The organism is Sphingomonas liriopis (genome assembly GCF_024211255.1).
Taxonomy (GTDB): domain Bacteria; phylum Pseudomonadota; class Alphaproteobacteria; order Sphingomonadales; family Sphingomonadaceae; genus Sphingomonas; species Sphingomonas liriopis.
On sequence record NZ_JAMLDY010000008.1, the window covers coordinates 101147 to 113586 of the forward strand.

General features: G+C 69.0%; 11 protein-coding genes and 1 pseudogene. 4 read left to right on the plus strand and 8 right to left on the minus strand.

Features of this window, described 5'->3' with window-relative positions; all coding sequences use genetic code 11:
- Positions 1-8 precede the first annotated feature (8 nt).
- Positions 9-752, plus strand: a complete 744-nt coding sequence (gene aat, locus M9979_RS08300) for a leucyl/phenylalanyl-tRNA--protein transferase (RefSeq protein ID WP_340689058.1) — start codon at positions 9-11, stop codon at positions 750-752.
- Here the strand turns inward: aat and M9979_RS17345 are convergent.
- Positions 683-1225, minus strand: a pseudogene (locus M9979_RS17345) (DUF2155 domain-containing protein); the annotation flags it as partial. The gene aat and the pseudogene M9979_RS17345 sit on opposite strands and share 70 nt — an antisense overlap.
- Positions 1222-1617, minus strand: coding sequence for an NADH:ubiquinone oxidoreductase subunit NDUFA12 (locus tag M9979_RS08310; RefSeq protein WP_254288886.1), 396 nt, complete (start codon positions 1615-1617; stop codon positions 1222-1224). The pseudogene M9979_RS17345 and the gene M9979_RS08310, both read right to left, overlap by 4 nt.
- A 280-nt stretch (positions 1618-1897) precedes the next feature.
- On the opposite strand from M9979_RS08310, the gene M9979_RS08315 reads away from it, so the two are divergent.
- Positions 1898-2434, plus strand: coding sequence for an AAA family ATPase (locus tag M9979_RS08315; RefSeq protein WP_254288887.1), 537 nt, complete (start codon positions 1898-1900; stop codon positions 2432-2434).
- A 247-nt stretch (positions 2435-2681) separates the two neighbouring features.
- Here the strand turns inward: M9979_RS08315 and M9979_RS08320 are convergent, their stop codons facing one another.
- The 3 genes from M9979_RS08320 to M9979_RS08330 form a co-directional block, all read right to left on the minus strand.
- Complete coding sequence (locus M9979_RS08320; protein WP_254288949.1) at positions 2682-3152, minus strand: DUF192 domain-containing protein; 471 nt, start codon at positions 3150-3152, stop codon at positions 2682-2684.
- Positions 3153-3177: 25 nt separating this feature from the next.
- Complete coding sequence (locus M9979_RS08325) at positions 3178-3813, minus strand: cold-shock protein (RefSeq protein ID WP_254288888.1); 636 nt, start codon at positions 3811-3813, stop codon at positions 3178-3180.
- A 64-nt stretch (positions 3814-3877) separates the two neighbouring features.
- Positions 3878-4408 (minus strand): regulatory protein RecX, encoded by a 531-nt coding sequence (locus M9979_RS08330; protein WP_254288889.1) that lies wholly within the window; start codon positions 4406-4408, stop codon positions 3878-3880.
- A gap of 98 nt (positions 4409-4506) precedes the next feature.
- Here M9979_RS08330 and M9979_RS08335 point away from each other — a divergent pair, with 98 nt between their 5' ends.
- Positions 4507-6264, plus strand: a complete 1758-nt coding sequence (locus M9979_RS08335) for a fatty acyl-AMP ligase (RefSeq protein WP_254288890.1) — start codon at positions 4507-4509, stop codon at positions 6262-6264.
- Between the two features lie 339 nt (positions 6265-6603).
- Positions 6604-8961: a putative bifunctional diguanylate cyclase/phosphodiesterase gene (locus tag M9979_RS08340; RefSeq protein ID WP_254288891.1), complete on the plus strand. Its 2358-nt coding sequence runs from the start codon at positions 6604-6606 to the stop codon at positions 8959-8961.
- 163 nt (positions 8962-9124) lie between these two features.
- Here M9979_RS08340 and M9979_RS08345 read toward each other — a convergent pair whose 3' ends face one another.
- The 3 genes from M9979_RS08345 to lpdA all read right to left on the minus strand — a co-directional run bounded on the left by M9979_RS08345 (position 9125) and on the right by lpdA (position 12411).
- Complete coding sequence (locus M9979_RS08345; protein WP_254288892.1) at positions 9125-9469, minus strand: DUF3140 domain-containing protein; 345 nt, start codon at positions 9467-9469, stop codon at positions 9125-9127.
- A 53-nt stretch (positions 9470-9522) separates the two neighbouring features.
- A complete protein-coding gene (locus M9979_RS08350; protein WP_254288893.1) occupies positions 9523-10920 on the minus strand; it encodes a hypothetical protein in 1398 nt (465 codons plus the stop codon).
- A gap of 96 nt (positions 10921-11016) precedes the next feature.
- Positions 11017-12411, minus strand: coding sequence for a dihydrolipoyl dehydrogenase (gene lpdA / locus M9979_RS08355; protein ID WP_254288894.1), 1395 nt, complete (start codon positions 12409-12411; stop codon positions 11017-11019).
- Between the last annotated feature and the right edge of the window lie 29 nt (positions 12412-12440).

Here is a 12440-nt window from a genome sequence, read left to right on the forward strand (position 1 = left end):
GGGGCGCGATGGAGATGCTCGACCCGCAACTCGTGCTCGGCGCTTATGCGATCGGCGTGTTCCCGATGGCCGACGACCGCGAGGCGGACAGCGTCTATTGGGTCGAGCCGCGGACGCGCGCGATCCTGCCGCTCGAGGGATTCCGGCTGACGACCTCGCTGCGCAAGACGATCGCACGCGACCGTTTCCGCGTCACCGCCGACACCGCGTTCGAACGGATGATCGCGCTGTGCGCGGAAAGCGCCGCGGATCGCCCGGAAACTTGGATCAACGGCGGGATCGAGCGCGCGTTCACCGCGCTTCACCACCTCGGCTTCGCGCATTCGATCGAATGCTGGGACGGCGACGAGCTCGTCGGCGGGCTCTACGGCCTCGCGCTGGGGCGCGCCTTCTTCGGCGAATCGATGGTCAGCCGCCGTACCGACGCATCGAAGGTCGCGCTCGCCTGGCTGATCGCGCGGCTCAAGGCGGGCGGCTTCACGCTGCTCGACTGCCAGTTCATGACCGATCACCTCGCCTCGCTGGGCGCGGTGGAGATCGGCCGGGCCGATTATTGCGCGTTGCTGGCGGGTGCGCTCGCCGGAGGACCCGAGGGTGCGACCGGCTCGTCCGCCTCGGGCGCGGCGTCATCGGTGGTCTCGGGCGACTTCTTCGCGCTCGACCGGCTGCCGCCCTCCGCCCCGCCGAGCGAGGTCGTGTCGGGGCCGGTCGCCGGCCAGGACATCGTGCAGATCTTGGTCCACACGTCGTAGACCGGGTGCTGGACGACGTTGAGGCCCGGCCGCTCCCTGAACAGCCAGCCCGAGAACGCCCGCCGCCAATGCCGGTCGCTGCCCCGTACGTCGAGCTGGACGAAGGCGCCGGTCAGCTGGTCCTGTTCCCACGGCGCGGTATGTTCGCACGCGCGCAGGCGGATGATCGCATCGCCGATCCGCACCGCCTGCCCCGGCTTCAGCGTCACGTCGCGGCTGACGCCGTTGCGCTTGTTGAGCAGGCCGACGACCGCCACCCGCTCCGCCATCGGCGTGCCGCCGGTCGGCAGCGCGACGTCGGACGCGGCGACCGTCTCGATCGTCTGGCTGCGGGCATCGTCGACCGGCGCGATCTCCTGCGCCGCGACCACCGGCGTCGCCGTCGTCGTGCGGTGCCCGGCGCGATAGCCGAACACCCCGGCCAGCCCCAGCGCCACCAGCAGGACGCCGGCGGCGAGCCAGCGTCTCGTCACCCTTCGGGGGTCCATGCCTCGTAATCGCCGGTCGCGGCGGCGCGCTGGCCGCCCTTTTCCAGCGAGCCCGAGGGGCGATAGGCGAGCGGCGTGCCGGTCATGTTGGGCACGCCCGGCTTCTGCCACGCGCGCGCCGGCGGCATCGCGCGATCGGGCACGTCGTCGATCTGATGGTGCAGCCAGCTGAACCATTCGGGCGGCACCCGGCTGGCGTCGTTGGCGCCGTCGTAAATCACCCAGCGCCGCTTGCGGCCGCTGCCGTCCTGGCCGCCCTCGTAATAGACGTTGCCGAGCGCGTCGGTCCCCGTCTGCGCCATGCCGCGCAGGCCATAGAGCATCGTGCCCCACGACGCGCCGTTCCACCAGGTGAAGGGATTGAGGTTGATGCCCATGATGCCCCCGCGCTTACCCGTCTCCGCCGCGCCCTTCAATGGCGGATCGTCGTGGCGGATCTACAAGAAACGTCCGATAGCGGCCCCTCTTGAAATAATGTATGCGGGCATTTCGTCGTGCAGCAGGCGACCACGGCCACGGGATTCTAAAACCGCCATTTCCCGACAATGCGTGTCGGGTGCGTCGGTGCCGATCCTTCGCACGTCCGCACGCGGGACGAGGCCCCGGAAGCCGTTCAGCTTCCCGCGTTCCGATCCCGATCGAGACGAGACACTTGGAATGGCCGATCATCTTCACGTCATCACCGGTGGCCCAGGATCGGGCAAGACGAGCCTGATCGACGCCCTTGCGGCGGAGGGAGTCCGGCACATGCCGGAGGCCGGCAGGGCGATTATTCAGGATCAGGTGGATATCGGCGGCACCGCCCTGCCATGGAGCGATCGGGAGGCGTTCGCGGCCTTGATGCTGGCGTGGGAAATGCGATCCTATCGCGAGGCGGCGTGGGCACCCGGTCCCATCGTCTTCGATCGCGGCATACCCGACGTGATCGGCTATCTGCGGTTATGCGGCCTGCCCGTGCCGGCGCCAGCGTTGCGGGCGGCCGAGTTGCGGCGCTACGCGCACACAGTATTCATCGCACCGCCTTGGCCCGCCATCTTCCGGCGGGACGCCGAGCGCAAGCAGACGCTGGCGGAAGCCGAAGCCACGTACCATGCGATGGTCGATGCCTATTCGGCTTTGGGCTACGTGCTCGTCCAGCTGCCGTTGGTGCCGGTCATCGATCGGGTCAGGTTCGTTCGTGAACAGATCGCCTGACGTCTCACGAGTCGATCCGATCAGGGTCGGCGGAACCCGACGGCGGCGACCGGCAGAACGTTGCAGATCATCGCCAGCGCCTCGCCGCTCACAGCACCGATTTCCGCTGTCCTATTTGGAAAAAAGCTGAAAGGCTTTTCCCCAAGCCCCGAGTCGGGCAACGCTCTTTCTCAAGTCCGGCATGCTCGCGCACATACCCGCGTCTGCGTGACTTTTGTGACCTTTCGCGAGCCGCAACCGCCGCGCTTCACTTCGCCCAGGTCACCTTGTCACCCTCCGCGATCCCCAGTTCCGCCGCGCGTCCGCCGACCAGTTCGAGCACCGCGGCGACCGGTTCGCGCGACAGCACGGGGGTTTCGGAGAAGGGCACGGTGTTCTCGGCGATCGTCGCGATCATGCCGTCGGCGCGGATGAACAGGATGTCGAGCGGCGTCGGCGTGTTCTTCATCCAGAAGCTCGCCTCGCGCGGCGCCCCGCCCTCCGCGGGATAGGGGTAGAAGAGCATGCCGCCGTCGGGCTTCAGGTCGGTGCGGTACATCAGCCCCTGCGCCTGCTGCGCCGGCGTCACCGCGCGCTCGACGCGAAAGGCATGGGCCCCGTTGGCGCTGGCGATCGTCAGCGGCAGCAGCGCGCTGGCCTGCGCCGCAGCGCCATCGCCCGCGCCACCGCCGCCCGAACAGCCGCCGACCGTCGCGACCAGCAGCGCCGCTGCCATCATCCTCGTCACCGACGCGCTCACCCGTTCAATCCCCTTCGACGCTCACCGCCAGCGGCCCCTTGCGCCCCGCGACGATCCGCGCGCGCAGCCGCTGTTCGGGCTCGATGACGGCAATGCCGGCGCGGCGCAACGTTTCCATATGGACGAACACGTCGCTGCCGTCGCTGTCGCGGACCAGAAAGCCATAGCCCTTCAGCCGGTTGAACCATTTGACGCTCGCGCCCTCGAACGCGCCCGCGGTATCGATCAGCGCGACCGGATCGACGCGGTCGGGGTTGCGCGGTGGCCGCGGCGCTTCCGCGACCGCGTCGCTGAGGTCGATGGCAGTCACCTCGCGCGCCTGATAGCCGCGGCCGCGCTGGACCGACACGGTCTCGACCCGCGCGCCCTCGGGCAGGCTGCGGCGCCCATGCGGCTGGAGCACCGAGAAATGGATCAGGATATCGCCCAGCGCGGCATCGTCCGCCACCGCGAAGCCGAAGCCGCGGGTGACGTCGAACCATTTGACGACCCCGCCGACGACGATCGATCCGTCGTCGTTGGCGTCATCGTCGCGCCCGGCGGCTGGTGCCTGCACCTGCGCGGCGCCCGTGTCGCGACGCTCGCCGGGCACCACCCCGTCGTCGCGCTCGTCGCCCTCCCGTTGCGGCTCGCTACGCATCACTGCACCCCTGTTGCCGCTACGCTAGCACGGTTCGTCGCTGCCGCAATTGCGAAAGGATCGTTTACTCGATTTCGTCGAGTTCGCCCGGCTCGCGCGCCATGACGATGCGGCGCGACAGGTCCATGCCGTGGCCGGCGCGCAGCATCGCGGCGAGCTGCCGGTCGCGCACCGCGCGGTCCTGCACCGGTGGGCCGAACGGGCCGATCCGCTTGCGGCGCGCGAAGATCAGCGCCGCCTCGCCCGCGCGTTCGCGGATCGCGGGCGTCACCTCGGCGCTGTCCGCGGAGGCGACCCGCGCCTGCTGCAGCGCCATCGCCACGCGCCGCGCGCCGAACCCGCGCCGGGTCAGCGCCGCCGCCTTCGCCTCGGCATAGGATCGATCATCGACATAGCCCAACTCCGCCATCCGCTCGGCGAGGCCATGCGGATCGGCGGGCGCCCCTTCCCAGCCGCGCTCGCGAATCTTGCGGGTCAGATAATCGGCCAGCTTGCCGCGCGTCGTCGCGAACCGCTCGACATAGCGCAGCGCCAGCCGCTCGAGTGCGGCGGCGTCCAGCGGCGGCGGCGGGCGGCGTTCCGGCCTCATGGCCATGTTGTTGCCACACTGGCACCGGATTTAGAACGTCGATCGTGCGTTATAGCATTATGATGACGATGACCGCGCGTGGCGGTGAGTGAACAGGATTATCGATGACCGATCAGTCTGCGCCTTCGCCGACGCCCACCCCGACGCTGGATGCGCTTCCGCGCCGCTATGCCGACTTCGCCACGCTGGGCGAGGCGCTGGACTATGCCGCGACCGGTGTGCGTGGCCTCAACTTCCACGATGCGCGCGGCACGCTCGCCCGCGCCTATCCTTTCGCCGAGCTCCGCGACGATGCGGTCGCGATGGCGCACCGCCTGATCGCTGCGGGCGTGGGCCCGGAGGATCGCATCGCGCTGGTCGCCGAGACCGGGCCGGAATTCGCCGCGTTGTTCTTCGGCACCGTCTATGCCGGCGCGTGGCCGGTGCCGCTGCCGCTGCCGACCAGCTTCGGCGGGCGCGATTCCTATATCGAACAACTACGCGTCCAGCTCGCCAGCTGCGACCCGAAGATGCTGATCTTCCCGCCCGAACTGGCGGCGATGGCGGCGGAGGCGGCGCGCCTCGCCGGCACCGAAGGCATCGACTGGTCCGAATTCGCCGGCCGCGCGGCGCCCGAAGCCGAACTGCCGCAGGCGGACGGACAGGCGATCGCCTATCTGCAATATTCGAGCGGCTCGACCCGCTTCCCGCACGGCGTCGCGATCACCCACCACGCGCTGCTCAACAACCTCGCCGCGCATAGCCACGGCATGGAGATCGACGGCACCGACCGCTGCATCAGCTGGCTGCCCTGGTATCACGACATGGGCCTCGTCGGCTGCTTCCTGTCGCCGATCGCCAACCAGGTCTCGACCGATTACCTCAAGACCGAGGATTTCGCACGCCGCCCGCTCGCCTGGCTCGACATGATCTCGCGCCACGACGGCACCGCCCTGTCCTATTCGCCGACCTTCGGCTACGACATCTGCGCGCGCCGCATGTCGAGCCAGACCAAGGCGTCCGACCGCTTCGACCTGTCGCGCTGGCGCGTCGCGGGCAACGGCGCCGACATGATCCGCCCCGATGTGATGCAGGCGTTCGTCGACGCCTTCGCCGATGCCGGTTTCAAGGCGTCGGCCTTCCTGCCCAGCTATGGCCTCGCCGAGGCGACGCTGGCGGTCTCGCTGATGCCGCCGGGCGAAGGCATCCGCGTTGAGCTGGTCGAGGAGACGCAGCTGTCGGGCGGCGGTGATTCGCTCGCCGCCAACGATGGCCCCCGTCCGCAGCGCTTCCGCGCGATCGTCAACTGCGGCAAGCCGGTGCGCGACATGCGCGTCGAGATCCGCGAGGAGGACGGCACCCCGCTCCCCGATGGCGCGATCGGCAAATTGTGGTGCAAGGGGCCGAGCGTCATGGTCGGCTATTTCCGCGACGACGCCGCGACCGACGCGTGTATGGCTGACGGCTGGCTCGACACCGGCGACATGGCGTACATGTCGGACGGCTACATCTATATCGTCGGCCGCGCCAAGGACATGATCATCGTCAACGGCAAGAACCACTGGCCGCAGGACATCGAATGGGCGGTCGAGCAGCTGCCCGGGTTCAAGGCCGGCGATATCGCCGCCTTCGCGATCACCACGCCCGGCGGCGAGGAGACGCCCGCCGTCCTCGTCCAGTGCCGCAGCAGCGACGAGGCCGAACGCCAGCGGCTGCGCGAGGAGATCCGCGAGCGCGTCCGCTCGGTCACCGGCATGAACTGCGTGATCGAACTGATCCCGCCCCGCACGCTCCCGCGCACCAGCTCGGGCAAGCTCAGCCGTGCCAAGGCCCGCAACCTGTACCTCAACGGCGACATCAAGCCCTACGCCATCGCCGCATAACGCCATTCGCGGGCCGGCTCGCGATACGGCATCGCCACCCCGGACCAGGTCGAGGCCTCTGCGAAGTTCGATTTGCCGCGCCCTGACACTTTACCCCGGCGGAGGCCGGGGTCCAGCTGGGTGACCGTTTGCCATGATCCATGACGGCGTTCCCAACTGGACCCCGGCCTCCGCCGGGATGGAATGGTAGTTCCGAGGTCTCGACCAACCCGGGATAACCCGGTCGCTGCGGTAACGTGACGGACGCATAGAGCGAGTTCGGGCAAGAGCCGTCCAGCCCACGCAATTTCCCCCGCCCCCCTAACCTTCCGTCAACCTAGCGCCTCTACGCTCCGCCGGGTGAGCCAGGATACAGCCCCCGCATCGGATCCCAGCGCGATCCGGTTTACGCAATTGCTCGGCCTCGCCGACGGGGCCGACACCGCGCAATGGGCGCGGATCCGCTCGACGCAACTGGATGCCGGGCGCCAGCTGGCGCTGTTCCTGCTCGCCGCGAATCTGCTTGGCGCCGCGATGACGGTGACGCTGTATGCCGCCGAGATCCCGCATCTGCTGCTCGCCGGCTGGGCCGCGCTGGTCGGCGTGGTCGCGGTCACCGTCGCGATCCGTCGCCTCGCGACCCGCCACCGCGACGGCGGCTATGCGACGCAAACGGACCTGCGCGCGACGGTGCTGGAGGGCGCGGCGCTCGCCGCGGCATGGTCGGTGCCGGGGTTCGTCTTCAACACCGATCCCGGGTCGGACAGCGGCTATGTGCTGTGGATGATCCTGTCGCTGCTGATGACCGCGGGCGCGGTCGCGATGGCGCCGCTGGCGCTGGCGACGATCGCCTTCGTCGGCGGCCTGGGGCTGGCGATGTCGGCGGAGCTGGTCCTCGGCGGCAGCTATACCGGCGCCTGCGCCACGATTCTGTTCACCGTCCTGCTCATCATCGTCTGCCTCAACCGCGCCCGGTCGCTGGTCGTCATCCGCGCCAGCCAGATGGCGCTCGGGGAGCGTGACGAGACGGTCAGCCTGCTGCTGCGCGAGTTCGAGGAGACCAACGCCGACTGGCTGTGGGAAACCGATGCGGCACGCCGCGTCGTCAAGGCCTCGCCGCGCTTCGCCTATGCCTGCGGGCTCGACCCGCTGACCATCGAGGGCATGTCCTTCCTGCAGGTGCTCGCCGGATCGGCGTGGGAGACGGGCGCCTTCTCCGCCGGGCTGCGCACGCTCGCCGACAAGTTGAAGACCCGCGAGAGCTTCCGCGACCTGCGCCTGCCGGTCGAGGTCAACGGCGAGGAACGCTGGTGGGAACTCGCCGCCAGCCCGCGCTTCGACGAAGCGGGCACCTTCTGCGGCTTCCGCGGCGTCGGGTCCGACGTCACCGAACAGCGCGCGTCGGCGGACAAGATCAATCGGATGGCGCGCTTCGATACGCTCACCGGCCTGCCCAACCGGCTGATGGTCAACGAAACGCTCGCCCGCGCGATGGCCGATGCCGATCGCTGGGGCGGCCGCTGCGCGTTCATGATGATCGACCTCGACCGGTTCAAGGCGGTCAACGACACGCTCGGCCACCCGATCGGCGATCGCCTGCTCGGCCGCGTCTCCGAACGACTGGCGCAGCTGATGGGCGAGAACGAGACGTGCGGGCGCCTGGGTGGCGACGAATTCGCCGTCGTCATGCGCGACGCGACCGATACCAAGGCGGTCGAGAGCCTCGCGAGCCGGATCATCGAGACGCTCTCGCGCCCGTACGAGCTCGACGCGCATACGCTCTACATCGGCGCCTCGGTCGGCCTGGCGATCGGGCCGCGCGACGGCCGGACCTCGGAAATGCTGATCCGCTCCGCCGATCTCGCGCTCTACCGTGCCAAGGATGCCGGTCGCGGCGTCTATCACGCCTACGAACCCGAGCTGCACGTCCAGGCGGAGGAGCGCCGCGTCCTCGAAATGGCGCTGCGCCAGGCGCTCGAGAAGAACGAGATGCACCTCCACTACCAGCCGGTTGTCGATGCCGGCACCGGCAACCTCAAGGGGTTCGAGGCGCTGCTGCGCTGGCACAATCCGCAGTTCGGCAACGTCTCGCCGGTCAAGTTCATCCCGCTCGCCGAGGATGCGCGGCTGATCCAGCCGATCGGCGAATGGGTGCTGCGCACCGCCTGTGCCGAGGCGGCGCAATGGCCCTCGGAGGTGCGCATCGCGGTCAACGTCTCGCCCGACCAGCTGCAGAACCCCAATTTCGTGACCGTCGTCACCTCGGCGCTCGCCAGCTCCGGCCTGTCCGCCGAACGGCTGGAGCTGGAGGTGACGGAAAGCGTGTTCATGCACGAAGGCCTCGGCGCGACCAAGGTGCTCGAACGCATCCTCGACCTCGGCGTGCGGCTCAGCCTCGACGATTTCGGCACCGGCTATTCGAGTCTCGGCTATCTCAGCCGCACGCGCTTCTCGTCGATCAAGATCGACCGCAGCTTCGTCCAGGGCGCGTCGCAGGGCGTCAAGGAAGCGATCGCGATCATCCGCGCCGTCGTCGCGCTCGCGCAGAGCCTCGGCATGGCGACCACCGCGGAAGGGGTCGAAACCGAGGCCGAACACCGGATGGTGCAGGACCTCGGCTGCACCAAGGTGCAGGGCTATTACTTCGGCCGCCCGCTGCCGGTCGAGGAAGCCCGCGCGCTGGCCAGACGCGGCTGGGATACCTCCGCCGCAGCGTGAGGGAGATCGGGGCAGGCCCCCGCCCAATCCCTCCGTCACCCCGGACGTGTTCCGGGGTCCACCCCGCGGCGAGGCGCACGGCTGGAGATTGCAGACATACGCCTGCGGCACCGTGGACCCCGGAACAAGTCCGCGGTGACGAAGATTGACAGGAAGACGCCCCTCACTTCTCCGGGTCGTGGCCCCAGTTCATCAGCGAATAGCGCCAGTCGCTGTGCGCCTTGTCCCTGGCGGGGCCGCCCTGCGCCAGATGGCGGCGGACATAGGCGACCACCTTCTTCATATGCGCATAATCGTCGTCGGTCAGGTCGGCCTTCTTCGTCCGCTTGATCGTAACGATGCGCTTGCCCGACTTGTGGCCGACGCTCTCGCCCGATCCCTGGCCGTCCTCACCCTTCCACCCGACGCGCTTGCTGTCGTCGGTGTCGAGGAAGCGTTCGAGTTCGGCGGGCGCCATGTTCACTACCTCGGCGAAATCCTGATAGATCGTCTCGTGATCGTCGGCCATCGCATCGCTCTCCTGTCCCACCGCCAACGATTGCGCGGAACCGTGGTTGCGCGTCAGCCGAGCATCCCGGCATAGGTCTGTGGCGCGACCGGCAGGATCAGCCGCGCTGCGGTCCCGGCGGCCAGCACCATCAGCAGCGCGATGCCGATCGCCCACCCGCGCGGGCGCCGGCCGAGCACCACCCAGCCGATCGCCACCGCGGTCATCGACCACAAATGATAGCGCAGGTCGGACGCGATGCTTACGACGGCGAAGCTCGCCTCCTGCGCCAGCGCCGATGCGAACAGTGCGGTCGCGAGGCGCGCGCCGCCGCTTTCGCCGGGCAGCGCCGCCACGAACCCTGCTACGCCCAGCACGACCCACAGGATCGGCCAGCCGAGCGGCGTTTCGATCAGCCATGCCGCCAGCCGTTGCCAGCGCCGCGCGCGCGGCCCCGGCTCGCCGAACCGATAGGCATTGGCCTCGCTCGCCTCGGGCGGCGCGGCGCCGTACCAATGCGCCGGCACCAGCCACCGTTCGGTCGAGTTGAGATGCGCCAGCCGATGCGCGGCATAGGCCAGCGGGTGATGCAGCGCCGCACCCGCCCACAGGCCGTAGAGCGTCCCGACCGACATCGCCCGCAACCCCGCCACGCCGGTCGCGCACGCTCCCGGCCCGCCGAGCGGATCCCAGAAGAACGGGCGGACGCATCGCCCGGCGCGCAGCCGGTCCAGCGCCGGCGCGGCGATTCCCGTCGCGGGATCACCGGTGCGCACGCCGATACCGGCAAGGTCGTAGATCGCCTGCGTCCGCTCGACCCCGCTCGGCGCGGCGCCAAGCAGGCGATGGTTGACCGGCCCGGCAAGGCCGATCGCCAGCACGACACCCGCCGCGGTAGCGAGCAGCCGCGGCCACCATCGGGGCGTGCGACAGGCCAGCATGACGACGAGCGGCACCACCGCGAACGGTGCATTGGCGCGGACGAGCAGCGCATAGCCGAACGGCAGCGCCGCCACCGCCCACGCGCCCGCCGGCACCGCGCGCTCGCGCAGCAGGAACCAGCCGACGATCCCCGCCCCGGCGAGCAGCGCTGCCAGCATCTGCGTGTCCTTGAGCACCACCGCCTGCCAGCCGAGCAGCGGCGGCCACAGCGCGACGATCAGGATCCCGAACGCGGCATGGCGTCGCCTGCGCAAGGTCAGCGCCACTGCCAGCGCGCCGAAGCCGGACCAGTAGAGACCCATCTGCACAAGCAGCATCGGCGCCGGCCCCGCCGCGCCGAACAGCGACCACAGGTGAGCCATCACCGGCGGATGCCAGTCGTCGTACCGCCCGCTCAGTGCCTGGTGGTATTGGGCGAGGCTGTCATAGGCGACATAGCCCGGCCAGAAGAGCGCGAGCGACGCGGCGAGCAGGACGAACGCCGCAAGGGCGACGCGCGTCGCTACAACACGATCGAGAGGGCCCGTCACCCTCACCCTTCGCCGCCTGCGGCGGCTCTTCCCTCTCCCGCCGGGAGAGGGAGGGAGCGGCAAAGCCGCGGAGGGGTGAGGGCGAGCGCGAGACGCCTAGAAATGGATCGCCCGGCCATAGGCGCTGAGCGTGCTCTCGTGCATCATCTCGCTGAGCGTGGGATGCGCGAACACCGTCTCCATCAGCTCGTGCTCGGTCGTCTCCAGCTGACGCGCGATGACATAGCCCTGGATTAGCTCGGTGACTTCCGCGCCGACCATGTGCGCGCCGAGCAGTTCGCCGGTCTTGGCGTCGAACACCGTCTTGACGAAACCCTCCGCCTCACCGAGCGCGATCGCCTTGCCGTTGCCGATGAAGGGGAACTTGCCGACTTTCACGTCATGCCCGGCTTCCTTGGCCTTCGCCTCGGTGAAGCCGACGCTGGCGACCTGCGGACGGCTGTAGGTGCAGCCCGGGATGTTCCACGTCTCGAACGGATGCGGATCGCCGCCCGCCAGCTTCTCGATGCAGACGATGCCTTCGTGGCTCGCCTTGTGCGCCAGCCACGGCGCGCCGGTGACGTCGCCGATCGCGTAGATGCCCTCGACGTTCGTCCGCCCGAAGCCGTCGACCTTGATCTGGCCGCGCTCGGTCTCGACGCCCAGCGCCTCCAGCCCGATATTCTCGGTGTTCGGCACGATGCCGATCGCGACGATCGCATGGCTGAACTCGGTGCTCGTGACCTTGCCGTCGGCGCCCTTGATCGCCGCGGTGACGCCGTTGGCGCCGGGCTCCAGCTTCTCGAGGCCCGACTTGGTGAGGATCTTGATCCCCTGCTTGGACAGCGCCTTGGTCATGAACTCGCTGACCTCGGCATCCTCGACGGGCAGGATGCGGTCGAGCATCTCGACGATCGTCACGTCGGCGCCCATGTCGTTGTAGAAACTGGCGAACTCGACGCCGATCGCGCCCGATCCGATGACCAGCAGCTTGGTCGGCATCACCTCTGGCACCATCGCGTGGCGATAGGTCCAGATGCGCTTGCCGTCGGCCTTGGCGAACGGCAGGTCGCGCGCACGCGCACCGGTCGCGATCATGATGTGCTTGGCCTCGAGGTCGAGCGTCTTGTCGCCCTGCGTGACCTGCAGCTTGCCCTTGCCGGTGAGCGCGCCGACGCCCTCGAAGACCTGGACCTTGTTCTTCTTCATCAGCCCCTTGACGCCGGCATTGAGCTGGCCCGCCACCTTGCGGCTGCGATCGACGATCTTGCCCAGGTCGAAGCCGACATTGTCCGCCTTCAGCCCGTACGAATCGGCGTGAGTCATGTAATGATAGACTTCCGACGTGCGCAGCAGCGCCTTGGTCGGAATGCAGCCCCAGTTGAGGCAGATGCCGCCGAGCCGCTCACGCTCGACGATGCCGACCTTGAGGCCGAGCTGGCTCGCCCGGATCGCCGCGACATAGCCGCCCGGGCCCGAACCGAGGATGAGAAGGTCGAAGGTGTCAGCCACGTTTGGAGGTCCTTACCGGGGGAGGTTCA